The following is a 25,988-nucleotide window of genomic DNA, read 5'->3' as shown; positions in this document are numbered from 1 at the left end:
AACGGGGTAAATATAAAACAAAAAATACTATGCAATCGGTTGACTAACCTATTTTTTATCGAAAAACATGCACCTGACCGTTACCATGTTACACAAATAGATGAAAATATTTTTGGTGTGCAGATCGATACTCCGTTTACGTTTTGTTGGAGCGCTACTGTTGTTTGGGCGGCAATGTTTCCCATTTTCTATTTTCTTTATCGTAATAGGTATTTCGATCTGGAAACTCGATATGCTCCATGTCACCAATATTATCGGTATAATAGGGTGATAGATCCTCACCAGCAACCATAGCAGCGAAAAACAGTCTGGTTTTTTGCTGGAGCTGGGGTCTTTCCATCTTCCAAGTACGGTATATTTCTTCGTACTCTTTTACAATGCCCGCGGCATCCCGCTTGAGTCGACCACCTGTCGCTACATATTTTTTCTTGAAACTCGGCGCTATACGCGACAGTTCAAAGTATATATAACCGTCTTTCTCATTTATAAAATATTTATCTAGCTGTAGCAGATTCGCCTGTGCACGATAAGCACTATCAAAACGGCCTTCCAATTTACTTCCTTGATTAGCACCCTTTGGAAAGTAGCCGGCAAAACGAACAATAGCATATTTAAATTCGGCCTGTTCTTTTTCATTGAGCTGATTTGCCGGAAGATAAGGATCGGCCACCGTACAACCCGCTGTCATCAAGACAACGAGGCTACACAGCATTTCAACAACAATTCTTTTCATATGATATATCGATAAAGAAAAAAAGCAAGCGCATGAACATGCACTTGCTTAGCTAAATAAAAAATAGGGTTAATAGGATGCCATTACTGGATTAAATTCTGTCCAGCCCTGCGTCCAATCGGTCGCACCAAATGCACCCCGGTACGCCACATTTGTATCAAACTTACCTGCGCGAGTCGTTTCTCTGAATTTTGGATAATCGAAGTTCGCGCCCGTTGTGATTGTTCCGGTGGTCACAGCGAAATTCTGTGTACTTGGGTACTGCGTCAGGATACGAAGGCCAGTTCCGAAAAGCAACTGTGGATTAATTCCAAGTGCTGTGTAGGCCGCTGCTGTTTGGAAATCAGCTCCCGCTTGCACCGTATTTTCATTTGCCGCTAGATAAGACTGTACGGTGGCCGCCGGGTAGTCGGCATTGTTGGAAACCGCCCCTGCTGTTCTAGCATAGAAGATATTGTTAGCGATAACTCCACGATCCCCATTATCCACATTGCTGTTCACATAATTCGGGAATACCGAAGCTTGGTTCATACGTATCGCATTGGGGAAGCCCACAAACACCGAATTGAAGATAGATCCCGCAACGTTACGTCTTAAGTCAACACCATAACGGTAGTTACCGCTAATCGCATTGCCATCGATGGCGGGGCCGATAATCGTAAAGTTCGAAAATACAGCTGTAGTCTTGAAACGCGTTAAATTATTATCTCCATCGGTGTCCCACTCGAAGCCGTTAGATTCCGACTGGTCGGCATAGCTAGGATAACGAATCGATAGGCCGAACTGCAGATTTCCGGAGAAACCATTGTCAATATCGTAGCAATCATCCCAAGTCCCAAAAACGATAAGGTGATCGCCATCGACGCTTCCACCAAACCACTCTATTCCATCGTCGCCACCATACGATACTTGGATATGGTTGAACGTTGTTCCACGCCCTACAGCTCCCAAGGTAATGCCGTTCGTTTCGTTATTCGGTGTCAATTCAATACCAGCAAACTCCACGCGTACGTATGTCATCACGCCCGTGTTATCTTCATCATCTGTTCCTCCATATTGCACCGCGGGTGTAATCCCCTCGATGCTCGGGCTCTCCAGATTGACACGAGCGCGACCCAACAGGACAATTCCTCCCCAATCGCCCCGATCTCGATCGCCCGGCGCTTGGTTGGAGGTAAAGATAATAGGCTGTGTTGCTGTTCCCGCAGCCATAATACGTCCTCCACGGTCGACAATTAATGTACCGCGCGAAGAACGCTCTCCAGCGATAATAGTCCCCGGTTCGATCGTCAACACCTGTCCCTCCCGTACGAATACCTGACCAGACAGCAAATATTTGTTGCTCGCGGAAAGGGTTTGTGTCGGTAGATTACCAGACAACAGCACATACTCGTCCTCTTCCGGCCCAATCGGCTGCGGATCGTCGTTAGACCTACAGGCTGAAACAGCCAGTGCGGCAACGGCAAACAGCATCAATGCTGCTTGTTTGCTTTTCGCTTTCAGTAGAATTTCAAATTTCATGATTTTGCTTTTTTAGAATGTATGATACTGTTTATATTATTTTGCTATTTCAGCGTATACGTTAGTCCCAGCGTGCACAAAGGCCCTTTTCGAAAGTGGAAGATGACATCGTCCACTTCCCTGTCGATACGCTGATCACGATTGGTGTCTTGATAGAATCGATAAGGAGCATTTAATAAATCCTGCACACCGGCCTTAATGCTCAGCTGTTTGATATTTTTCGTGATGGTAATATCTACGGCATTTCTGGGCAGCTCATAAATGGCCGGAAACTGCACGCTGCCTATTGCGTAGATACGTGCGCCCATCACATTGTAAGCGGCGCTCGCTTGCCAGCCCTTTTCTTCATCCTGATAGGCGAGGATAACATTAGCAACATAAGGCGATTGCCCTTGCATAGGGCGTATCCTATCTTGAGCAACCACGTCTTCCGATGTACCGTAATCAACTTCCGATTTTATCAACGAAGCATTCAGATTAATACTAAGCTTATCCATAAACGTACTGCTCGTCCAACCACGCAAGGATTTTCTCAGCTCCAGTTCCAAGCCATAGCTATAGGCTCCGCCCGCTGCATTGGTAAATGTGAATGCCGGATTATCGCCTCCCTGCAGTAAGATGGCTGTTTCAATAGGATTTGTAAAGCGCTTGTAAAATGTCCCCAAGCTGATCGTCTCTCCATTTCTTGGATAAAATTCATACCGTAGATCAAAGTTGTCTATGTTGGCTGTTTGCAGATCGGGGTTACCATAGCGGCCTGCATCAAACTCAAAATCATAGAAGAGAAAGGGAGCGATCTCTCTGAATTCCGGTCTATTTACCGTTCTTCCGTAGCTTCCACGCATTTTATGCATATCGTTAAAGCTATATTCTATATTTAGGAATCCCAGGGGCGAAAAAATAGGGTTATCAACGTTAACCGGTATCCCATTGTCTAGAGCTGAGTTGAGCGATAAGATGTTGTATTCGGCTCGTACCCCGCCCGATAGGTAAAAGTCGCCCAAAGGTAGTTCTATACCGAGGTACCCTGCCGACAAAAAGTTACGAGCGTCATAGCTATCCCTTGGCGAAGTGCCCTCTTCGATAATGAATCCATCCGAGCCAAAATTATCATCTACAAAAATTTGATTTAGCGGCAAGTTGGCGTAGGTATCCGTATTCACCCCGGATGCCCCGCGATAAGAGAAATAACGAGAACCAAATCTACGATTGCGGTAGTCCAACATGTAGCCTGCTCTCAATAAAATTGGCATATCGTCGTCCCAATGACCGACTTGCTGGGTGAAATTCACCCCATGGTTTATCCCGATCTCACGGAGATCGCCGTGATAAGTTCCCGTCTCCACTAAATTGGAGCTTGGAGGGATAATCATACTGTAGTTAGCGTCACCGGCGTTGTCCATCGTCCTAAATCGACGTAGATTAGGCTGTTGTTCATTGAGGTAGTTTAACCCCAACACCCAATTGAGTGTCGATCGTCCTTCAGCAAAACGATGCGTCCCTTCCAGTTGCTCCGTCGCGATAGTGCGGGAGCGATATTGGTACATATAGTTCCTACGTGCATTCTCCTGAAACTGTATAAAGTCTACCCCGCTTCGAACAAGGTTAATATTTTCACCGATCTGGTTAAACAATGACTTAAGCTCAATTTTATGGTATGGATTAAAGACGTAGGTTAAATTAGCTAGGGCGCTGATGCGATTTTCCTTTTCGTAGCGCTGATCCATATATGCAAACCGAGGTTCTAGCGCAGCTGTAGGATTGGCAGCATCTTGCGTGAGGTATCGTGCGAATTCGCGCTCGTAATAGACGAACGATTGCGCATAATTCAATGCGGTCAGCAAACTTAAGCGTTGACCTTTAAAATTCCAGACTCGCACCATACTTGCACCAAAATTGATATCAGGCATCGCGGTCACTTGACGTGTACTCAAATCGTTATTGAGCAGGCGTGGTGCCGAGACTCGAATGGGATCGTTGAGGGATGAATTTCGCAAGGTCAAAGTCGATGGAAATGAACTGGGCAAAGGTCTATCCGAATTATCGAAACCGAACATATCGGTACCAGACATGCGGTTGTACACATAGGGTTTGAAACTTGTTCCAACGCGGTAGTTGGCCCCTAGAGAGAATATGGTAAAATTTTCATTTGTTGGAGCGCTTGTGTATACCTTTATCAAGCCTCCAGAAAAATCGCCGGGATTTTCAGGAGCACCAGATTTGTTGATCATGATCCTGTCCAAGACATTGCTCGGTATCAAATCAAAGGAAAATGTACGTCGATCTACCTCCGAACTTGGTGCGATTACATTGTTAAACATCACTTGGTTGTACCTTTCTGGTAAACCCCTCACAACGACAAAACGATTATCGACAATGGTTAAGCCGGGAATGCGGCTCATGACCTGTCCTGCATCCCGGTCTTGTGAAATTTTAATTTGCTGCTGTGAGATTCCGCTGACAACTTGATGGGCTTTTTTTACCTCTGCAATAACTGCAGTTTGCGTATTAGCGAGCTGTTTTGCTTCTACAACGACTTCATCAAGCTCTTTTCCCTCACGACTTAGACCCAGCTCTAGCGTAACGACTTGATCAGCCTGTATAAGTACATCTCGGACGGTCAACTTCTGATAGCCGACATAAGACAAAATAATGCTGTACACCCCAGGCTCCAGCGCATTCCATGTAAAAAAGCCTTCATTATCGGTCAATGTGGTAATAGTTGTATTGGCGATAGCGACTGTTACCCCTTCGACAACCTTCCCTCCCGTTAAGTCCGTCACCCTCCCTTTTAACACACCTGTCTGTGCTAAACAAAAATTTGTTAGCCATGTAAAAAAGATAAATACAAGAACCTTTGGTTTCATGAAAATTATGTTATTTAATCAATTAACCAAAAGTAGACGCAGACTATTATTGGAATATTAATAGAATGTTATAAAATAAATATATTTCTCAATGAGACAAATTATATTTCAAAAAATGATATAATTAATCATAAGTAATAAAAAAAACAAGAATTAAAGCACAAGCCGTAACACAGCAGTGCAGCAGACCAGTGGCCTATTGATTATTTAAAGTATGAAGCAATGTTAAGTTTTAATAATCAAGCGTCACTGCAGAAGAGCAGAACCCAAAAAAGCTTAGGTAGCGCCCATCAGTTGCCTAAATCAAAAGCCATAGACCAAGCATTATGTAGCAAGTGCACCTGCTATGCACGCAATCCATCAGTAACCAAAGCTACACTGGGTTACTGATTTTAAAGAGAAATGGAGGTAAACGGTGCTTAACTTATCTGACCATTGTCCCGAAGTGCTTTAAGCATCATATCGCTTAAGCCATCTGCCAGACGACGGCGAAGGAAGAGCCTATTCAAGGCTTTAAACCAAAAATTTCCAACAATACTGTTCAGCACCGATTCCAAGCGTCTTCTAACCGCTGTTCGATAGCGTTTGTTAAAGTCGCTCTCCGCCATTCTTGGAAAATCTAGAAAATCCAACTGGGCGTCCGCACCGAACATGGCCTCGTCGACCTCATTTGTGCGTGCTTTAAGAACCCTAATGTCAGGGATAATCGGAAAAAACCGAGGGCTATTGATATCAAACTGCTGTTCGAAAATAGCGAAGCGATCCATCGCTTTATCATGTGGCACCAGCCCCAGTTTGTGTTGAACATCCGTTTCTGGCACTGCAAAATAATAGCGTAAAAAGGCTTGGCAGTTCAAGCGCCCCAGGTGGTAATCATGCTCGCGAAACGATCGCTGCATAAATCCGGCAAATCCGCTAAAAGGGGCCGATGCCAAGTGATTTTTGACTGCACTAATCACCTTGCCCAGCTTCATTTTCCGTACGGGCTCGACGAGAAATTTCGTGTGGTCTCGTCCCTCGATGGCATCCAATATGCCATCTTGATTGAACATCGCTTGATTGCGCAAAGATTTGAACATTCCTTTTGCCACCGTGATCAGATCAGGGCGCGGATTAACTTCATCCACATCGTGATCGCTATTTGGAAAAGGGTCTATCATGACGACGGCATAGCGATCGTCCAACGCTGGATTTTTTTCGCGCAACACCTTCAGTCCTATGGCAAACGGCTCGTTGTTGATCAATCCACCATCGATAGAGTTAAAGCGATACACCTCCTCTTCACGCACCAAGGGCTTTACACCTTGTCGTTCGCCGAAGAGATACTTGGGATAGCGATTGACGAATTCCTGAGCGATAGACACCTCACGGGACTTCAGGCCTATGGGAAAGGCCGCAGTACTCAATGTCGCTTCCTTGAGGTAGTTCATGTCCTGTGGATTTTTCAGATCGAGCACATAGTAGAGATCATCGCCCGCAGGAATCCCTGCGGCTCGCTGCTCATGGGCCAGTTTATACCTAAAAAAGCCAGCGTGGCTGGTGATTACCGGGCCTGCCTTTTTGAAGCCGCCAAAGTCAATTTGAAAGTTCATACCCCGTAAATTGGTGGTGGTTAGGATAAGGTCCAAATCGGGGGCAATGTAAGGCGGATAAGCGATAGGCTCCTTTAACTGCAAAGCACGATCTGCAATGGCATCGATAGGATCTGAATTTAGGAGCGCCTCGGGCTTGTCTCCTTTCTTCAACTTCTTCAAATCGCTCTTGGCGAGCATCTTTTCAAAGGTATTTTCTATTTGATCGTCCGCCATATTCACCCAGCTTTCATAAAAACGGTTGTTCACTCCGTTAGGGTTATCCTTGTTCACCGGCCGGTAAGATTGGTCGACCAGATTGAGCATGGTCAACGCACCGGTAATACCACCAGCAGACGAACCGCTGATCACATCGATTTCTACCTCATGCATTGGCAGACTATGATCATAGTCAACATGCCCTATACCCAATGCTTTATTTCTTTGCTTCGCCTTCTCCCACAATTCCATCGTTTCCAACAAATAATCCACAACACCTGCCGTAAAAGCGCCGGCAGATACCGCTCCCGCCATTGTTAGGCAGATTTTGAACTTCTGATTTTCAACCATTAATCCGTATTTTTTAACTAAAAAATTGCAGGCAATTTAACCACGACGCAATATAGGAAAACGAAGTAGAAGGAGCAATAAAAAACAGAAAATAGTCACAACTTAATGAAAAATCAACAGTTTAAAGCACACCATCATAGCTCGACGCTAACGAATCCAACCGACGGATGATTTTATCCTTTAAGTGTCAGCGTAGTAGGGATTAACTCGTTTTGCCTTTGAAGGTGGCATAGATGGCCATGGCATGTCCATGCCCCAGTTCAAAGTCGTTCTTCAGCCAATTGGTGATTTCGGTTGCTTTCACAGATTTATTCAATTCGCCATCGACTATAAATCCTTTCTCGGTGGCGAGCTGTTTAAAATCTTCAGGCGTCTTGCCCGTTTTTTGATGAATATTGTCAATATAAGCTTGGAAAGACATAATGTTCGCGTTTACTATATAATGGTATAACGAAGTTAATCATTTCATTTTTCTTCGCAAACGAAGAGCCAGCGACAAATGCATCAGCCTATCCCTTATTTTTCTAGATATATCGTTTTTTGTTCAGCAGCAGATCTTTTTGCTGCATCTAAAATAGCAACCGCAACAACATTAACGGGCAAACCATAACAGTCAAACTCCTCCAGCTGCACGGTACCCTTGACAACGGCAGCAAGCAGGGCAAAAGGGTCGTCAAAAGGAGGTTTGCGTGCAGGCAGTATCCTTGATTCCTCTGCAGCGCCTTCGTCGAGGCGGTAGCGTAATGTTGTCGCATCGACAGCGGTCGCATAACCCTTCGTACCATACACCTGCATATCCTTACGGGAAAAAGGCCAATTCCATGATGCTTGGATTACACATTGAGACGTCGGATATTGCAGGATGATTGTTGCTTCGTCATCCACCTCGGTGTAGATATGTGGCTTATTTTGATGAACGACAGCAGTAACCGAAAGGGGCTTTTGCCCAGCCATCAGCCACGTCATTAAATTGGCGCCATAGCAGCCAAAATCAACAAGGGCTCCAGCTCCGTTTCGTTTCGGGTCGGTCAGTATGTCAAAAAATTCTTTGCTTACTCCTATTTCTTTAGGCCCCTGATGTCCGTCGTTCACCGTCACCTTTCGTAGCTCGCCCAACTTGCCGGCATCGAGCATAACTTTCGCCTGTTGATTGCTTTCGTACCAAGAGGTTTCAAAATTTGTCAACACGTGGATGTGGTGCCTACTTGCAAGCTCCTGTATTTCCAATGCTTCATCCAAAGTCGTCGCTAGCGGTTTCTCCACCATCACATGCACCTGCCTTGGCGCACAGACCCGAACGACCATCACATGCTCACTGATGCCTCCAAATGCAGAAACGGCATCCGGCTTTGCCTGATCGAGCATGCTTTCCATATCGGTAAAAAACAAAGACTTATCTATATGGTAGCGCTTTGCATAGCGATCAATTAAATCAGGATTGGTTTCGAAGATGCCTACCAGTTTCACATCACCTTTATGCTGTCTATTAAATATCCAATCTACATGTCCATGACTAAGACCGGCAACAGCCAGTCTAAGCGGTTCCTGCCCCAAAACGACGCTGGAAACCATGATGAACATGAAAGTCAACATGTTTGCTTTTATCATATGCTAGCTTGCTTAAATATACACCGTCTACAAAAGACTTACAATATAGCATTTTATTTGCCCCATAGGGTTACGCAATCTATATCTTGGCCTAAAAACAAGGCAACCTGCGCATATCATATGCCCGTTTGGTAAACGATGATATACGCAGGTTGCCCGCATTAAATAGGTATTTGTCTTACTTCAGAAAAGTTGCAAAATCAGCGATGGGCAACCTTACTTTAGACATATTGGCTAGATAGTCATTGGCTGCATCGCGGTAGCCCAACGAAAGAACAACCGCTGCGTGAAGCCCCTTATCGGTCAACCCCAACAGTTCGTCAAATTTCGCAGCATCAAAGCCCTCCATCGGTGTGCTATCGACTTTTTGTTCGGCTGCAGCGATCAACGCTGTACCTAAACCTATATAGGCCTGTTTATTTGCCCATGCGGCGTTAGCCTCGGCACTTTGTGTGGAAAAAAAGCTCACCAAGGCTTTCTTAAACTCGGCCATGGCGCCCGCCGGAAGATTTCTTTGTTGCTCGGCCATGGCCACATACTCATCAACGTAGGTCAACGAGACATCGTTGAAGGCTGCAAAGACTAGCAAGTGAGACGAATTAGCAATCTGCCCATTAAAGGATCCCTCGCCTAATTTCGCTTTTAAAATGGGATCGGCAATTGCAAAAACACGATAGGGCTGTATGCCACATGATGAAGCGGTAAGATTAATGGCCTCTAAAATTTGTTCGATCTTCTCATCACTTACCTTCTCTTCTGTATACTTTTTGGTGGCGTAACGCCATTTCAAATGATTAATTAATTCCATATATGCTCTTATTTTTTGTCAAAAGTAAAGGTATTGTATGTAACTTTGACACTTGGTAACAAAAAGTAATAGTGACATTTGGGTAACCAACAGACAAGTATGAAACCAGATAACAGCATAACAAAAGAATGTAGTCAAACGATTTTGGCAATCAGCGACACGATGGAAATCCTGAGCGGAAAATGGAAAGTGTCCATTATTGCCTGCCTTTGTTTCCACACAATGCGCTACTCCGAATTATTGCGGGATATCAAGGGAATATCGGGCAAAATGCTGAGTCGTGAGTTGAAGGAACTGGAAGTGAATGGTTTGATCGAACGCATTGTCCTTCCCACATCGCCCGTGGCTGTGGAATATAGAATAACCGAATACGGAACTTCCTTAAAGCATTTAACGCAAACCATTGCCGAATGGGGATTCAACCATCGGCAACGCATTATAGCGCAAATGGAAAGGACCGATGTTCCAGCAGCGGCGCCGGCGGTGATCTAGTAAGCGAAAAAGCTATTTGGATAAAATAGGGGCACACCATATCGCCCATGAATTATGATTGTGGCCCTCCATGTCATTTGTTCGAAGTTCTAAATAGTGGACTGCGTCAATATCAACGTCAAAGAAAAAGGTCTCATTACCTTTTAACTGTGCTGACGAAGCCAAGATTTTACCATCGCCTACGATATGGAACTGCGCTCCCCCCTCTTCATGAGCACCGTCGCGAAGACCGGCCATGACCTGAATTCGTTTCCATTTTCCATTAACATTGAACCTATAGAGCGATGGAGAGTGTGCATATAGCCCCTTATCATACAACTGTCCATTTTTAACCAAAAAGAAGCGTGTATCTGATTCTGAACTGAAATAATTTCTGGCGGGAACCTCCCAACCGACATAGGCTTCCTCCCAAATAGCATCAGAAAGAGATACAACTCGATCAGGATAGGTATCTAAATCCACAAAACGCTCGTTGTCCAATATTTTGCCTATGATGTCTAGCTCTTTTTTATTCTTTGTTCGATCTTTTTCCAGCTCTTTCTTCAATTCTTCGGCTAACGTATTACCATATCGCTGCATATAGACAAGTTTTGCATTTCCTGTCGAGGCGAACATGTATTTACGGGTCAGCATTGTACCGTCCGTCCAAAGAAATAGCAACACGACTTCATAAGGTTTTGCAAACTCAAAAACAGGAAGATCAAATTCCGCGAGGGTATCGGCAGACAGTCTCGCCATATAGCTATTGTTGAAGTACTCACTACCTTCGATCGGTCGAATCAAAGCAACTACTTGAGCGGGGGTCCGCGGCGAATAGTAGCTCAATTTCAATTTAGCTCCTTGTGCATCTTCTGTATATATGTAAGCATGCACTAAAAACTCATGAAGAAAACTAATCGGCTTACTTTGCCTTGAAAACAAAGGGTGTACAGCTAATTGCTCGATGCCAGCTCTGGAAAAAGCGGAGGTTCTTCCAATGTTCCACTGATCTTCTCGATAATGCCGACTTCCATGCTGCCCCATCAAAGAAATAAAACGAGGATCACGCCATTCTATAGGATGGCCGAAGTCATGATGGAGGCCAAAAAAATGGCCCATTTCATGGGCTATCCCTCCGATGTACCAGCTATTAAACTCGGCAACCGAACACTGCTTTCCATCAACCGCCATTTCCGAAAAAGACATGCTCTGCACAGTATCTGTTAGGTTCTTGACATCCAAAAGATCGCAATCAACGACAATACATAGGCCTGATCGTGCACCTCCTCTACCATAGTAAGGTGAGTGGAAAACATAGCTGCCATCTTCGTTTTTGTAACCAAGCGCGGTGATTACAAGAACGTGATCATTGTCCATATCGACCGTTCCTGCAAGTGAAGCAGATATTTCCCGTTCGATTTCGGCTCCGGAGTGTATTCCATAACGCGACGCTTCTTTTTGTCCTTCTACGACATGCAGTTTAAGTCGTTCATCCTCCTCCATTTCGAAAGGTATCCCCTCGATAAATTTGCCCTGCTTTGCAAACTCCTCTGCATAGAAACTACTCACATCTTTGAGTGTTCGATCTAACCGATCCTTCCATCCCAAAAACGGTAGCTGCCCTTTCCCATGAAAGTATACAACTTTCACTTCATCATTGGATATCAATTGCATCGTATCAGCCTTGGAGACATTAGAGCCCCCTATGCTTAAGCGATGATTTCGCTCATAAGCCGATAAAGAGAAAGAATAGATAAAACCGAGTATACATAGTAAGACTGAAACGATCTTATTTGATTTGGCAGCGGGCATAATGGTTAATTATTTTCATAAAAATAGGAATTACAAACAACAAAACACGATGTAACCCAAATTTTTAATCAACCAAACATGGATAGTAAACATCTAAATCAGTATCGTTTCACGCCAGCTTCTTTTATCTATATGGCGTACATTATCGCAGTGTTTACTTGTTAGCAAATAAACCAACAGATATTGAAGTTCTCGATCATTTTTATCCCCTTTAAATTCTTTGATCGTGATGGCATTACCATAATTCGTCCTAGATTTTTCAGGTGTATCGTCAACTATCCAGATATCTGTTAGTTTAAAACCGCGCTTTTTCAACTTCCTGAGTTGTTTTTCATACACATACTCATCCAACTCACTATTGTATCTACGCGTACATCGCCCTCTAGCCCATACCAGCTCTAGCGGTACTTCTTGAGGAACAATAGACTTAATCAGATATTCAACATAGGCCTCGCCAGCCGATGACCAAATCCCTATCCTAAAACCCGATGTCACTAATTGAGATAGCAGTTCATTCAAGTAGGGACGTACATAAACGTAATAATGATCAAAGACAAAATCCTCGTTGATGGTCAGCTTCTTCGTGGTCGCATGAACCAAGGTTTCATCTAGATCAAATACCACGAGCTTTTCTGCCATACGAACATTTTTTTGATGACAACGGGATTTTTTAAGATTTTACGGCATATTTCTTTAGCCAAGCGAGCGCACCATCCGTTTCCATCCAAATATGCTGCGCGAAATAAACGTAGTAATCCGCTTCATTTTTATCGCCAAAACCGTGATGCCCGGGAAGATTTTCAACTCCTTTTTTAGACAGGAGTCCAGCTGCTACAAATTTGTTCTGCTTTACGGCTTTTTGAAGTTTTTTGTTTGCTGCATCCGTTTCCCCCTCTGTCTTGAAAGCAAATAGGGCATGGTTGAAAAGCGAAAATGCCATCTCGCTTTCTCCAAACATGTTGGCGTATTTCAGAAACTTCTTACGCTCGTTAAGCTCTATTAAGTAGAGCATCAACTGATCTCGAACCCCTTGATTATCGTTTTTGTTCAGGACAATCATTTCTTCGAGAATGGCAACACATTCTTCTACATCTCCCATGACGTATAAACAATCGGAATAGTGTTGCAAACAGCGCATAAAAGGTCGTGTTTCATGAAAGCCCCAAAATGAACCTTTGTGCTCCTTCAAATACTTACCGCCAAAAATCGTTCTACCTATTGCTATCCCCTTCTCATAAAATACCGCAGCAATTTCAGCAACACTCTCCTTCGAGGCAAGAAACTCGTAAGCTTCAATACAGTTGCGATCGAGCTGAAGTGCCATTTCAATCCGTTGCTTTGCTTTGGCCGGCGGAAGTTCATATGCTTCAAAAACCAAATCTTGAGCCTGTTGTTGGTCGCTTAGCATATCCTTGGAAAAGGATGGAACTTCTTTACCTATAAGACCATCCATAAATTTGCGCATATCTGCATCGGATTTAAAATCTTGAGCAGCGAGTAGCCGCTGCAGATCGCTCATCATTTTATCGTGTGATTTGTCCATTATCAAAACTAATAAAAGGTTTATACAATAGGACTATCTCAATAAAATTCTTTGTCCGCATAACACTTCTAGTTACTTGTAAATCGCAATTAAGCACTGAAGATACGCTCCATCGCTCGTCAAGAATCCTTGTTTACTTGCTTGCTTTAGCGTTCTTATCTTGAAACTCCTTCCGGTAGGCTACTGGCGTCATTCCAAATTCCTTTTTGAATAACCGTATAAAAGCGCTCTCATTATCAAAGCCACATTGGGGCACGATGTTGCCCACCGTGCTCGTTGACTTCTTTAGCAGCAAAGATGCTCGTTTCAACCGTAGACGCGTCAGGTATTGCAATGGTGTCATTTCATAGGCGCTGCGGAAGATGCGGATAAAATAATATGGAGAAAGCTGTGCTATATCTGCCAGTTGCGCAACGGTGATTTTCTCTTCCGGATGTTTGCTCATATAAGACAAAGCGAGTTTCAGCTTTTTATGCAGGTCTTTTTGGGTTGCTTCGTATGTCGCTGGTATCTGTTTTTCCGTTTGATACTGAGGCAATTCAAACCAAGGTCTCTTTGGCCGCGAGGGAGGATAGCCATGCTGCTTGCGAAATTCTTTACGCTCTGCAGTGAAATTCCACCAGTTCAGTTTACTATCTGGATGATTGGCAACATGTACCACAAGCCGAAACTGATCTTCAACACATGAATCTACCCATACCCCTTGTTGTCGTTCATATTGGTTGGTGAGCGTTGCGCCGTCTTTTCTTTTTAGATCTTTAAGGGAATAATATCCCATTCCTATCAAGTCGTGCGCAAAGCGTATCCCAATTGAGGGAATACTTTGCTTTACAAATATTTGTTCCGCCCGAAAGAAATGGTTCGGTAAAAAGATGTCGTCATCATCCATAATACTGACTAATTCAACATCATCAGTAATATGGGTCAAAGCATCTCTGTAAATACTTCCTACATTATCATATAACTCGCCTGTATTATAATCTAGATAGTTATTTATAAGATTCACTTGTGGAAAATTTTCAATTTCAATTGGGATATGTGCATTATTGAATATCAATAAGCTTTTATTCTCATAATCTTGGTTAAGGAAGCACGTCAATAACCTCTTGAGATATGAAAACCTACCGTTTGTACATGTTAACCCCATAATCTTTCTCATATACTTGAAAAACTGGTATATAAATTTATATAATGGTTGTCGTGCCTGTTGTCGTTGTCACTTTAGTACAAGCAGCTGAATCTTCATATGGAAACCAAGATTTTGTTTGATTAGTATTAGTTGGATTTGTGGGACAAACTGTAACATGCGATTCTAGTATCGTAAATATTGTATCATCACCTCCTTTTGCTGTTTTGGCAATCTCGGGGTCTAGCTCTGTAAGAGACTTCGCAGCATATATACTATAGTATAAATGTGCCTATTTGTAGGTTAAAGATGATAGCTTTCTCTCTTGAGCAGCATACAATTGCGCTCGAATACCTAGCAAAGAAACTGTAACAGCTATCTGTTCTGTTAAACATGCTAGGACTTCAAGCAAAACACCTAGAACTTCTTTTCTAAAGTCTAGCTGTTTCTTCGCAAGTGCTAGCATAATTTTGTTAAACGCTAGCATGTAGATTGTAACACCTAGCATTTCTTCCAGAAAGTCTAGAACTTCTTTTGGACATGCTAGCATTATTCTCAGAACAGCTAGCACTTTTATTAAAACATCTAGAACTTTTGTCAGAACAGCTAGCACTTTGATAAAAACATCTAGCACTTTTCACAGAAATGCTAGCATTTCTGTGAAAAGTGCTAGACTTTTTTCAAACGAACAAAGCAGCCATTTATCGGCCTTTAAACCTATTTAAATGCATGTTTTATGCTAAAAAGCAGGAAAAATGAGCCACGCATTTTTTTTGAGGTTTGTAGCATTTTGGCTCGATTATCCTAGTTTTACTAGCCGTAACCCTGTAGCTTTGCACCCAAAAAAATCCAAAGAGTGGATCATTAAAATACGGACGACTATAGTTGTTCGAATAAAATCTTTCTAATGAGGTTCAATCTGTTTTCCGTACGCTCCTAAAATCGAATATTTTGTGTTTGCTAAATGCGGCGGCAACCTGTGAAGGTGGCAGGATTGCTTCAGCCCCGCAAGCCCCAAACTCACACCCTGAAGCTCCAGCGGATCGAACCACGGTTCGAATCTGCCGCCCACAAAAAAAGCCCGACTTTCGTCGAGCTTTTTTTGTCGGGGTGGCAGGATTCGAACCTACGACCTCCACATCCCAAATGTGGCGCGATACCGGGCTACGCTACACCCCGAAAAGGTATCACCTTTGTTTTGTGTGGCACAAATATACGGCACAAAAAACATCTTTGCAACAAGCAAAAACAAAAACTATCTAAAATACTGATAATTTGGTTTATATATTTTGTATAACATATAAATCGAGGCTAGCAGTGATCGAAAATCCATTAACATACCGTACAGCTTGCTATCCTGACCACGGCAAGCCCAAGCTCATTATTCCTTGATAACATGAAACTTAACCTATTATTTTACTACGCAAACCCAATTTTTCGGATTTTTTTTAAATTATTTCTGATTTTACTATTGATTATACAGATTATCCACTATATTTGTGATGTTATTTTTATTTAATCTAAATAACAAAGCACATTATCTCTTCTCAATACGGTTGTCGCGAGCCCTCTACTCGTGACAACTTTTTTTATATCCACCCGTACAAAACAAATCCCAAAAACGCTCGTTATAAATACAAGTAGTAGCAAAACTTTACTATTAAGCTATTATCGAGAGATTAGAATAAAAAATTTTGACGACAACATTAATAGGCAATACGCCCATTCGACGATGCGATTTTCTTTCGACGTTGTATTGCACCAATATCTTCATCAAAGAAGAGTTTCATAACCTAGGGATGTCTGCAAAAGACCGGCCCGCGTTTTTCATGATTCAGGATGCCATTGAGCGACAACGTATACAGCCCGGAGGGACATTTGTGGAGGCTAGTAGCGGCAACACGGGATTGGGTATTACACTGATAGCCAAACAGCTCGGCTATCAGGCTAAAATTTTTGTATCTAAAAGCTGCTCGCAAGAAAAAATCAATACACTGCTCCAAGCAGGCGCAGAAATAGAGATTTGCGAGAACTCCAATGGCCTACATGACTTCCACTCTACCCAGTTTCATGCACAGTCTTATGCAGCGACACATCCCAATGCCTATTTCACCAATCAGTATTACAACACGCAAAATATTCGTGCACACTACAAAACCACGGGACCGGAAATATGGGAGCAAACAGCAGGAAAGGTCACCCATTTCCTAAGCGGTGTGGGTACGGGCGGCACCATCTCTGGTGTCGGTCGTTTTCTAAAAGAGCAACGACCGGATGTGTGCATTTGGGGCGTAGAGCCTAAGGGATCGATCCTTCAGCATTACCTAAGCCATCGCCGTACGCCCGAGAAAGTCGTACCTTTTGATGCCATAGAAGGCATAGGTCGAAACTTTGTCCCTGGATCGTTTGATCCACAACAAGTCGACCATATATTTCAAGTAGAGCAAGAATCCACCAAGGCCATGGCTCGCCTATATCGGGAGAAAACAGGCATCTTAAGCGGCTTTTCCAGTGCGGCGTTGTTAGCCAGTTTAGCCTGTCACCGCGAAGAAATGGGCTTCACACCGGAGCATACGGTGTTGCTTTTTTTTCCGGATCATGGCAGCCGCTATGTGAGCAAGCTTTACTCGGACAGTGCCGATTTTCAAACAGCAACAAAAACAGTTATCCGTTAAGTATGGAACATTTCGATGATATAGCCATACCTATCTCATGGCCTGATAAAACGGCGCGTGGTGACGAAAAGTGGATGGCTTTTTTAAAACGGATCGGTATTGTGAAAAACTTAAACTTCCGCGTAGGGCATGCCGCTATCCTGCTGGTCGAGCGCTCCACCGGAAACATCCGATATTTTGATTTTGGCCGCTACTTGGTGCCGCGTGGTTACGGACGTCCGCGATCGGCGCATTTTGATCCCCGATTGGTCGTACATACACGAGCGCTATTTAGCGCGAGCGGCGAAATAGAGAATCTAGCGGCTATTTTTGAAGAATTGTCCGCAAATGAAGAAGCAACGCATGGAGGTGGGAGAACGCTATTTTCCATCTGCCAAGGCATCTCCTTTGCCAAAGGACAAGCCTATGCCGAGCGCTTGGTATCCGAAGGGCCTGTACTGTATGGCGCTTTTGCGCAAAACAATAACAGCTGCTCTCGCTTTGTAGCGCAGATACTCACGGAAGCCATGCCGATCAAAGATCCACGACGGAAGAAAATCCTGTATCCCGAATCACTGAAAGCTAGCCCGACTAGCAACGTGGTAAATGCGGCAGCAGATTATAAAGTTTGCTTCCATCAGCAGCAGGCAATACAAACGGTACCTATGGACAGAATCGCATCCATGCGCTTCCAGTTCGATCTATTAAAAGACAATTTCAGCCGTACGGGATCGAAGAGCCTTGCTGCCGACGACATTGCCGGTATGGTGCAATACAGCGAGCGGCCGATCGCAGTTCCTGCGCATGCACAGTGGATCGGCGGCATTGGCGAAGGTGCTTGGTTTAGCTTGGAACATTTGGAGGGGCGAATCTATCTTATTCAGAAACATGATGCTCATGGGCGCCTGCTATACAGCCGGGAAATGGAGTGCCTGCAGGACTTTTCGATATGTAATGCCTATGCTTTCACCTATCATTTTACCTTTGACAGCCATAGCATCAGCCAGAAGGGCCAACTATTTTTATTCCGTACCCTTGCAGCGGACAAGCAAACGACAAATTTACAACAGGCCAGTAAGGCCATATCATAAAATCAAATGGAATTAACACTTTTAAAAGCAAAAATTCATACGGTAAAAGTTACCGAAGCAAACGTAGCCTACAATGGATCAATCACCATCGATGCCGATCTGCTCGATGCAGCAGGCATTAAGAAATATGAACAGGTGTACATCAACAATGCGGTCAATGGCAGCCGTATTATGACCTATGTGCTTCCCGGCCAGCGCGGCAGTGGCGAAGTATGTATGAACGGAGGAGCAGCATTGCATGCAAAAGTGGGCGACACCGTTCACATCCTCTCATTTATCAACCTTTCGCCAGAAGAAGCGGATAGCTATCAGCCCACATTGGTATTTACCGAAGGTAACAACCAGATCAAGTCGGTAGAGCAATACAATTACTAAATAAAAAGGTTGCACTTCCTTGACAAGGTGGTGCAACCTTTATGATGCCGATCATATTTTTCTGCTGTCGTGTCACTAACTTTGTAAAAAAGAGGCAGGACATGCGCAACACAGACATACAAACATTGGACGATATACGGCTATTGGTAGACAGCTTCTACGGCAAGGTGCAGCAAGACCAACAGCTAGGACCGATATTTCAGACGAGCATACAGGATCGATGGCCGCAGCATTTATCCAAGATGTATAGCTTTTGGCAAACTATCTTATTGGATGAACATACCTACAATGGTCGTCCCTTTCCACCCCATGCCCGGTTGCCGATAGACAAAGCACATTTTGAGCGTTGGCTGCAGCTGTTTCATGAAACCGTGGACGAGCTCTTTCAAGGAACAGTGGCCGAAGAGGCTAAAAGCCGAGGCAACAAGATGGCGGCCCTATTCCAAATCAAACTGGAGCACATCCGACAATCGCCCTTCCCTCCCCTGCTGTAAGCGCTTGATGTAAGTTGCTTTTTGCTTAGCGCTATTGCTTGATTTGATCAACTTGCTGATCGACCAAATAGAGCAAGGAGGCCAGAGCTGCAACACCCGATTGCAATTCCCGTCTATCTACCGCCTCGAACACATCTTTTGCCGTGTGGTGGATATCAAAATAACGGTGTGGATCGGGTCTGAAATTAAACATCACCGTACGCGGAAAATGTTCACCCCACACGCCGGAATCTACCCCCGGACTGCCCTGCAAGAAACGTGAAACCCAAAATTTCTGTTCGAACAGCGGTTTCCATTGCTGCTGTATCCATGCTACGGCAGCTGCCGACGCTTTGATATCAAAACCGCGTGGTGCAAAGCCTCCCGCGTCGCTCTCAATCGCTGCAACCATCTTTTCCGATCGCGCTTTTGCGCTTTCACCATATTTTACGGCGCCGTGCACCCCATTTTCTTCATTCATGTAGAACACTAGCCGTATCGTATGTTTAGGCTTATAGCCAAGCGCCATCAACGTGCGGATAGCATCCAGTGTGCCCATCGTTCCGGTGCCGTTGTCGTGCGCACCTTCGCCAACATCCCAAGAGTCGATGTGTCCACCAATGGTAATAATCTCATCGGGATGCTCCGATCCTCGCCACTCGGCAATCAAGTTGTGTGTTTTGACCGAGCCTTTCCAAGCCGAAGTATTCTGTAAGAAAACCTGGCTGTGGGCATCTTCCTTCAACGCGGCGCTCAGCTTCTGCGCGCTAACCGCAGAAATGGCAATAGCCGGAATGCTATCAATTCCGGCAACATATCGCGTCCCTCCGGTATGCGGATAATCATCGGCAATGGACGAAGACAAGGACCGGAAAAGGTAGGCTACCGCGCCGAGCTTCGCCGCTTCCGCAGGCCCACGGCTCCTTTGGCTGCTGTTCAACCCATAAGCTACGCCGGTTTCCACCATAGACTCATCCCAAGGCTTGTTTACGAACACGATCTTTCCACGAACCGCATCACCATGCTGGCGCAGCTCGCTTAGCAACTCCACCTCCAGCACCTCCGCTGTTAGACCTCCCTTTGCCGTAGCCACGGAACCGCCCAAGGCCAACACCTGAAGAGGTTCTTTCGTACGCTGCAGGTAAGCCACCTCAGGCGCGCCGCGATCCCAATAGGGCACGTCCACGTCTTGCAGATAAACCTTATCGAATGCCATCGCATCCATGAGCGATTTCGACCAAGTCACCGCCTGCTCCGCCTTTTCCGATCCGGCTATGCGGTTTCCAATATGTTTCGTTAAGTAGTGTAGATTCTCATAGGCTTTACCCTGCTCAAATGAAACACGATAAATGTTATCCAACATAACGGAATCTTGCTGCCCCAAGACCGTGCCTAAACTACCCGTAAAAAAAAGTACAGCAGCAGCTATTTTTTTCATATGTGATGTATGTGTTTTAAACCAGATGGAACCCCATGTGGTATATGTTTGCTTTTATGTGCGGGCTACAGAAATAGATCAAGAATGCACCGTATTTTTTAGAATGCTAAACATAAGTATTATTTTTGAGAATGGCTAGAGCTTTACCGAGACCACCGAAGCAGGTGGATTTGCATGCAGATGCTTTTTTACACGAGATTGATCGCTATGAAGCGGATGAACTGCTTGCTGCATCCATCGATCTACTTCGTGAAAGCCTTGATGCCGCCATTTACTGGGGCTACGCCGAGATACGCTTTGTACATGGAAGAGGCAAAGGCGTACTGCGCCAAGCGGTATACGAAGAGCTGGCCTATTATCGAGAGAGCGGTGCCGTCGTACGCTACCATCCTGCCTACCACAACGAAGACATCGTGGTTGTGGTGATCGGTCTATAGGATGCGACCACGATATAGTATCTCCTTACGTCGTACAATTCGTATTATAGTTTGACGCGATAGATGCTGTATGGGAAAATTGTTTGATCTGCTCCGCCGTTCCATTGCGGCAATTTATTGACTTGCGCGCAGGAAAAATACAAGTAACCGTCGCTACCGATACCTAGCGAATCTGGCCAGATCAATCGGCTATCCTGCACGATCGTTTCTATCTTGCCGTCGGGCAACAGTCTCTTTATGCTGTAGTCCAAGGACGATGTAAGGTAAATATTTCCTTTCTTATCCGCTACCAATCCGTGCGTAACCACCGTTTCTCCCACATCCTCCACCTTTTGGGCGAGCTCGCTATCTGTCAGCGAGGCATCGGCTAAGTAGGTTGTCGAAATACGGTATAGATGCAAGGCATTGATCGGTTTAAAATAGAAATAGGCATTATCCTTGGTCAGGGCGATGCCGTTGACATTGGAACGAAAAGGCTTTCCATCTTTATCACGCATCTCACGGCCTTCGTAGGACAGCACAATAGCTGGATTGGCCGTTGTACTTTCCGAATTGGCCAGCAGCAATCGAGATTTTCCGCTCAGCAGATCTAGCACAACGATACCTGCTTGCCCCGGATCGGACAAATAAGCCAAGCGCTTTTCCGTATCGACCCGCACATCATTCAATCCCGACTTGGCTTTATTTAGATCCTCAAAATGATATTGGCGAACCACTTTATCAGTTTTCAAATCAATCTGTAACAAATTAAAACGGCCCTCTGCAGCTTCATCCCTACCTTTTCCAAATACCGAGTTTCCAGCTCCCGGTTTTGAATCTAGCACCCACAGTTGATCTTCCGTATCCACGTAGATATCTTGCACATTGACAAAGCTGTCTTGCCCAGCATGTCCCGAAGCATTCCAAGACAAATCCGGATAAGCCAGCGGTTTGCCATCGACGATTTCCGTAAGTCCAAAGCGGTAGGGAGCGCGTCGCGGAAAGGAGACAAACAGCCGATTGTCGCTGGACACACTAACCCCGATAGGCTGTAACTCGCCAAAAGAGACCACCGTCTCTAAGCGCGGATCAGTTAGCTGCTGTGCGTATGACATGTGAAAACAAAAAGTGATAGCCGTAAATAAAAAAAGTAACCTCATGCGCGTAACCATATACTGTAAAAACAGCACGTTTTAAATAATGTTTATTTCCTTAAGGAGCAATGCTATGCCCTGTAAACAAAAGATGTTAAACGGCGTATCGTTTAACATCTTTTGGCTTATTTTGCCGGAATAATGGTAATCTTTCGAAACTCTACGCCGGTGTGGTCTCCCTGCAAATAAATAGGCCCGGGCTCGCCTTCTTTACTATCCAACGCCCCCCCAGTTATTCCAGGAATTTCTTGTTCGTTGATAATCGTCTTGCCATTGGCAACAATCGTTACGAGGCGGCCACGCAAAGTGATTTCATACCGATTCCATTCGTTTGGCCCGGCAGCAACCATCGCATTTGGCGATAGAAAGCCATACACCCCACCAAAGTACAGCGATCCGGGATGACGATCTTTGGGAGAATCTTCGATCTGCACTTCATAGCGCCCACGCAGATAGATGCCCGAATTGCCACCTTCTGCATAGCGGAATTCGGCTACCAGCTTGAAATCCTCAAATTTCTGCTCGGTGATCAAATTAGCCCCAGCCTTTACATTGATCAATATGCCATCTTTTACTGACCACTGGCTATCTTCCGACGATGTTTTCCATCCCGACAAATCCTTCCCGTTAAACAATTCTATAGCTTCGCCCCATTGTGCAACGCCACTGCGATCCAAGTAGGGCGCTTTTACGCCGGTATATGAAAAGGTATTTCCTTTGTTGCTGGTGATCGATCCCTTCAGCGTTTCGCCACTTAGCTCGCCCTGAATGGTAAAATCGCCTTCACCGCCTTCCCACTGCGGTGGAATAGTGAATGAGAACTTACCGTTCTCCAGTTTGATATGCGCTACCGGGCGGCTACTCCCGCTATCGCCCACATAGTAACCAACGAGGGTATTGAATCCAGACAATTTAATCTCTAGCCAGGATGGTACTTGTTTACCTTCCTTATCCACGGTAAGATCCCAACGGCCGATCAAACCTTTCGCTTCTTCAGGAATGGTCTGCGAGGCAGGATTATGCACTTCCTCTTCTTGCTTTTCATCCTTCGAAGCATTTGTACAAGCAGCGAAGCTACTTGCTAAAAGACTGGCCATAAGGCCATATCCTAGATATTTTTTTAACATATTACGTGGGTTAGTGTTCATAAAAACTAATTTAAAAAAATAAATCGAAAATCGGGACGTTTGCTGCAAGAGAATGACTCCCCAACAGCAAACGCGCCCCACAATTAGCGGAGCGCGTTCTTTATTTTTTCGAAGGCGAGCACTTAGCGTCGGCGAGGGAACAAGTTCTCGTCTCGCTTCGATGAATGTCCCTTTTTCCCTTTGTTTCTCTTCTGTTGACCTGGAGCGTATCGCTTTGCGGACTTTGCTCGATGTACTTTTTTTGCATGACCCGGCGGCATGTGTCTAGGGCCATGTGTATAGCAAGACGAAAAGCTAAATAGCATCGCACAAGCCAGCATAATTAATGTTATTATTCTCTTTCCCATAGGAGAGGCTTTACAAATATTAGGCCATTCGCGCTGGCTCTGAATCTCCGCTACTTGAAGATACCTTCCGTGGTCATCTGCACGCGTTTTAGGCTACCGTCCTTATTGTAGAACAAGCGATCGATACAGACAGAACGACGATAGCTTCCCCCCTCGATCTGCATGGCTCCGTTATGGTAAACGAAATACCAGTTACCTTTAAACTCGACGATAGCCTGATGATTGGTATTGCTGTTCCCCGCGATTTCATTGAGAATGCCTTTATACTGCCAAGGTCCTTGTATGCTCTTGCTCATGGCATAGGCAATCTTTTCCGGAAAACCCGTTGCATAGGAAAGGTAGTACCAATCGCCACGTTTATGTATCCAAGGTGCTTCTGTAAAGGACGGCAAGGAAACCGGCATAATATCGCCTTCAATTTCCGTCATATTCGGCTTAAGCTTCGCATAATAGCACTGTGTATTGCCCCAGAAAAGATAAGCCTGTCCATCATTGTCGATCCACACCGTGGGATCGATATCGTCCCAGCTGATATTCGTCCATTTGGTTGTCATGTTATTGCTGATCAAAGCCGATCCGCGGGCATCCTTGAAAGGACCAACAGGACTATCCGAAACAGCCACACCAATAGCTTTGCCTCGTTTACCATCGACATCTCGATGCTCGGTAGACACATACCAATAGTACTTGCCGTCACGTTCGATCACCTGAGACGCCCAAGAGCTGTTGCCTACGGCCCAAGGAAAGTCGCCTGTTTTCAAGGGGACAGCATGCTCGGTCCAGGTTTTCAGATCTTTGCTGGAGAACACAAGCCAATTGGGAATATTGTAGCCTCGGCCATCACCGGTATCTTGCCCTGCATAGAGATAAAAAGTATCACCCACAACGAGTGCGGCGGGATCGGCGGTATATTTGTGCGTAAAAAGCGGATTGCCTGTTACCGTAATCATGGTATCCTTTTTGGCAGCAGTTGTTTGCTGAGCTTGCGCTGGGATAGCCGTGATAAGTCCCAAGGTTAGCAATGTAAGCGTTGTTTTCAGTTTCATATGTAAATAATTATCTCCCGTGCTAGCTAGGCTCGGTTTGTTATTGGCCACGGGATAAAAATAAACAAATTAATATAAATGTCAATAAAACATTTATTATTCATATAGGCTCTTCTACTCCGCATGGAATAATGGAATAATTTTGATAAATTTAACACCTTAGAAGTGTTTGAACCATGAGCGAAGTCACGATAAAATCAATAGCCAAGGCATTAAACCTGTCGCCTGCGACAATTTCACGGGCTTTGAACGACAGCCATGAAATCAAACAGGCAACAAAAGACCGAGTGTTGGCCTACGCCAAGGCACACAACTACAGACCGAACACATTCGCCAAGAACTTAAAGACAGGAAAAACGAATTTAATCGGTGTGGTTATTCCTTTTCTATCGAGTCCTTTTTTCCTAGAATTTATTGAGGAGCTGTACAAGGCGGTGATACCATTGAACTACACCCTGCTCCCCTTCCAAACCCAAAATCGGGAAGAGCTGGAAAAAGAAGCTCTACTTTTTTTGCGGCAGCAAAATGTGGCGGGCATTATTATTTCACCGGCGCACGAGAATTCGAATGTGAGCCTGTTGGAAGATATACATGTGAACAGCTGTCCGGTTATTTTATTCGACCGAATACAGCATGGATTACGCACCCATAAAATAGGTATACACAACAGTATGGAAACCTATCAAGTTACCGAAGATTTGTTGCAAAAAGGACGTAAACGGATTGCTTTTTTATGCGGTAAAGATATCGGGAACACGAAAGATCGCATACGAGGCTACAAGAATGCCCTGCACAACCACGCGGTACCGTTTTTAGACAAATACATTATCTATGCAGATTACCAAGATCCCAACCAAGATATTGACGAAGAGCTGAAAACAACCTTATCCCGTTTAAAAGAGCAGGATTTATTGCCCGATGCTATTGTAGGCGGAACCGATACGCTATCGATTAAGATACTGGGGATATTGGCCGGATTAAAACTTCGGGTACCGGAAGACGTTGCCGTCATTGGATTTACCAACACCAATTTGGCAGACTATCTCGCACCGGCGCTGTCGACCATTAGGCAGCCCACGCAAGAGATGGCACGATTGGCCTTGGAACTATTGATCGAGCTGATCGAAAAAACAAGCAATCGAGCAGACCAAAACTTCAAGAATTTCCTGCTTGCAGCAACGACCACTTATCGACAGTCGACGCCTATCTAACATCA

23 protein-coding genes and 1 tRNA gene are annotated in these 25,988 nt (G+C 44.7%); 7 read left to right on the top strand and 17 right to left on the bottom strand.

Going from position 1 to position 25,988, the window contains the following annotated elements:
• Window positions 1–154: 154 nt before the first annotated feature.
• The 7 genes from SCB77_RS16875 to SCB77_RS16845 form a co-directional block, all read right to left on the bottom strand.
• Entirely contained in the window at window positions 155–733 is a 579-nt protein-coding gene (locus tag SCB77_RS16875) for a hypothetical protein (RefSeq protein WP_320183173.1), read from the bottom strand.
• 69 nt (window positions 734–802) lie between these two features.
• Window positions 803–2,254, bottom strand: a complete 1,452-nt coding sequence (locus SCB77_RS16870; protein WP_320183172.1) for a hypothetical protein — start codon at window positions 2,252–2,254, stop codon at window positions 803–805.
• Window positions 2,255–2,298: 44 nt separating this feature from the next.
• The gene (locus SCB77_RS16865; protein ID WP_320183171.1) at window positions 2,299–5,121 is read right to left on the bottom strand and encodes a TonB-dependent receptor; all 2,823 of its coding nucleotides are present in this window, start codon (window positions 5,119–5,121) and stop codon (window positions 2,299–2,301) included.
• A 419-nt stretch (window positions 5,122–5,540) separates the two neighbouring features.
• The gene (locus tag SCB77_RS16860) at window positions 5,541–7,262 is read right to left on the bottom strand and encodes a patatin-like phospholipase family protein (RefSeq protein ID WP_320183170.1); all 1,722 of its coding nucleotides are present in this window, start codon (window positions 7,260–7,262) and stop codon (window positions 5,541–5,543) included.
• A 202-nt stretch (window positions 7,263–7,464) separates the two neighbouring features.
• Window positions 7,465–7,683, bottom strand: coding sequence for a DUF4287 domain-containing protein (locus SCB77_RS16855; protein ID WP_320183169.1), 219 nt, complete (start codon window positions 7,681–7,683; stop codon window positions 7,465–7,467).
• 95 nt (window positions 7,684–7,778) lie between these two features.
• Window positions 7,779–8,870, bottom strand: coding sequence for a Gfo/Idh/MocA family protein (locus SCB77_RS16850; RefSeq protein ID WP_320183168.1), 1,092 nt, complete (start codon window positions 8,868–8,870; stop codon window positions 7,779–7,781).
• A gap of 178 nt (window positions 8,871–9,048) precedes the next feature.
• A complete protein-coding gene (locus SCB77_RS16845; RefSeq protein ID WP_320183167.1) occupies window positions 9,049–9,678 on the bottom strand; it encodes an NAD(P)H-dependent oxidoreductase in 630 nt (209 codons plus the stop codon).
• 99 nt (window positions 9,679–9,777) lie between these two features.
• On the opposite strand from SCB77_RS16845, the gene SCB77_RS16840 reads away from it, so the two are divergent.
• The gene (locus SCB77_RS16840; RefSeq protein WP_320183166.1) at window positions 9,778–10,170 is read left to right on the top strand and encodes a winged helix-turn-helix transcriptional regulator; all 393 of its coding nucleotides are present in this window, start codon (window positions 9,778–9,780) and stop codon (window positions 10,168–10,170) included.
• Window positions 10,171–10,182: 12 nt separating this feature from the next.
• Here the strand turns inward: SCB77_RS16840 and SCB77_RS16835 are convergent, their stop codons facing one another.
• The 6 genes from SCB77_RS16835 to SCB77_RS16810 form a co-directional block, all read right to left on the bottom strand.
• Complete coding sequence (locus SCB77_RS16835; protein WP_320183165.1) at window positions 10,183–11,961, bottom strand: NPCBM/NEW2 domain-containing protein; 1,779 nt, start codon at window positions 11,959–11,961, stop codon at window positions 10,183–10,185.
• Window positions 11,962–12,054: 93 nt separating this feature from the next.
• Complete coding sequence (locus SCB77_RS16830; protein WP_320183164.1) at window positions 12,055–12,600, bottom strand: HAD family hydrolase; 546 nt, start codon at window positions 12,598–12,600, stop codon at window positions 12,055–12,057.
• A gap of 31 nt (window positions 12,601–12,631) precedes the next feature.
• Entirely contained in the window at window positions 12,632–13,504 is an 873-nt protein-coding gene (locus SCB77_RS16825; protein WP_320183163.1) for a hypothetical protein, read from the bottom strand.
• 133 nt (window positions 13,505–13,637) lie between these two features.
• Entirely contained in the window at window positions 13,638–14,510 is an 873-nt protein-coding gene (locus SCB77_RS16820) for a helix-hairpin-helix domain-containing protein (protein ID WP_320183162.1), read from the bottom strand.
• 412 nt (window positions 14,511–14,922) lie between these two features.
• The gene (locus SCB77_RS16815) at window positions 14,923–15,264 is read right to left on the bottom strand and encodes a hypothetical protein (protein WP_320183161.1); all 342 of its coding nucleotides are present in this window, start codon (window positions 15,262–15,264) and stop codon (window positions 14,923–14,925) included.
• A 471-nt stretch (window positions 15,265–15,735) separates the two neighbouring features.
• Window positions 15,736–15,809, bottom strand: a tRNA-Pro gene (locus tag SCB77_RS16810).
• A 515-nt stretch (window positions 15,810–16,324) separates the two neighbouring features.
• Between SCB77_RS16810 and SCB77_RS16805 the strand changes: the two genes are divergently transcribed.
• From SCB77_RS16805 to SCB77_RS16790, 4 genes are all read left to right on the top strand, one after another.
• Window positions 16,325–17,305, top strand: a complete 981-nt coding sequence (locus tag SCB77_RS16805) for a PLP-dependent cysteine synthase family protein (protein ID WP_320183160.1) — start codon at window positions 16,325–16,327, stop codon at window positions 17,303–17,305.
• Between the two features lie 2 nt (window positions 17,306–17,307).
• On the top strand, window positions 17,308–18,375 hold the full coding sequence (locus tag SCB77_RS16800) for a DUF6695 family protein (RefSeq protein WP_320183159.1): 1,068 nt from the start codon (window positions 17,308–17,310) through the stop codon (window positions 18,373–18,375).
• Window positions 18,376–18,381: 6 nt separating this feature from the next.
• Window positions 18,382–18,750: an aspartate 1-decarboxylase gene (panD, locus tag SCB77_RS16795; protein WP_320183158.1), complete on the top strand. Its 369-nt coding sequence runs from the start codon at window positions 18,382–18,384 to the stop codon at window positions 18,748–18,750.
• A gap of 101 nt (window positions 18,751–18,851) precedes the next feature.
• A complete protein-coding gene (locus SCB77_RS16790) occupies window positions 18,852–19,244 on the top strand; it encodes a group III truncated hemoglobin (RefSeq protein ID WP_320183157.1) in 393 nt (130 codons plus the stop codon).
• A gap of 31 nt (window positions 19,245–19,275) precedes the next feature.
• Here SCB77_RS16790 and SCB77_RS16785 read toward each other — a convergent pair whose 3' ends face one another.
• The gene (locus tag SCB77_RS16785; protein ID WP_320183156.1) at window positions 19,276–20,661 is read right to left on the bottom strand and encodes a M20/M25/M40 family metallo-hydrolase; all 1,386 of its coding nucleotides are present in this window, start codon (window positions 20,659–20,661) and stop codon (window positions 19,276–19,278) included.
• A 131-nt stretch (window positions 20,662–20,792) separates the two neighbouring features.
• Here SCB77_RS16785 and SCB77_RS16780 point away from each other — a divergent pair, with 131 nt between their 5' ends.
• Window positions 20,793–21,098 (top strand): Smr/MutS family protein, encoded by a 306-nt coding sequence (locus tag SCB77_RS16780; RefSeq protein ID WP_320183155.1) that lies wholly within the window; start codon window positions 20,793–20,795, stop codon window positions 21,096–21,098.
• A 44-nt stretch (window positions 21,099–21,142) separates the two neighbouring features.
• Here SCB77_RS16780 and SCB77_RS16775 read toward each other — a convergent pair whose 3' ends face one another.
• The 3 genes from SCB77_RS16775 to SCB77_RS16765 all read right to left on the bottom strand — a co-directional run bounded on the left by SCB77_RS16775 (window position 21,143) and on the right by SCB77_RS16765 (window position 24,772).
• Window positions 21,143–22,192 (bottom strand): L-dopachrome tautomerase-related protein, encoded by a 1,050-nt coding sequence (locus tag SCB77_RS16775; protein ID WP_320183154.1) that lies wholly within the window; start codon window positions 22,190–22,192, stop codon window positions 21,143–21,145.
• Window positions 22,193–22,356: 164 nt separating this feature from the next.
• Entirely contained in the window at window positions 22,357–23,379 is a 1,023-nt protein-coding gene (locus SCB77_RS16770) for a 3-keto-disaccharide hydrolase (RefSeq protein WP_320183153.1), read from the bottom strand.
• 397 nt (window positions 23,380–23,776) lie between these two features.
• Window positions 23,777–24,772 (bottom strand): glycoside hydrolase family 43 protein, encoded by a 996-nt coding sequence (locus SCB77_RS16765; RefSeq protein ID WP_320183152.1) that lies wholly within the window; start codon window positions 24,770–24,772, stop codon window positions 23,777–23,779.
• A gap of 176 nt (window positions 24,773–24,948) precedes the next feature.
• On the opposite strand from SCB77_RS16765, the gene SCB77_RS16760 reads away from it, so the two are divergent.
• Entirely contained in the window at window positions 24,949–25,983 is a 1,035-nt protein-coding gene (locus tag SCB77_RS16760; RefSeq protein ID WP_320183151.1) for a LacI family DNA-binding transcriptional regulator, read from the top strand.
• Window positions 25,984–25,988 lie beyond the last annotated feature (5 nt).

Origin of the sequence: Sphingobacterium bambusae (assembly GCF_033955345.1) — a bacterium.
Taxonomy (GTDB): domain Bacteria; phylum Bacteroidota; class Bacteroidia; order Sphingobacteriales; family Sphingobacteriaceae; genus Sphingobacterium; species Sphingobacterium bambusae.
Note: the sequence above shows the minus strand (reverse complement) of the source record. Positions and strands in the feature narration are given on the sequence as shown.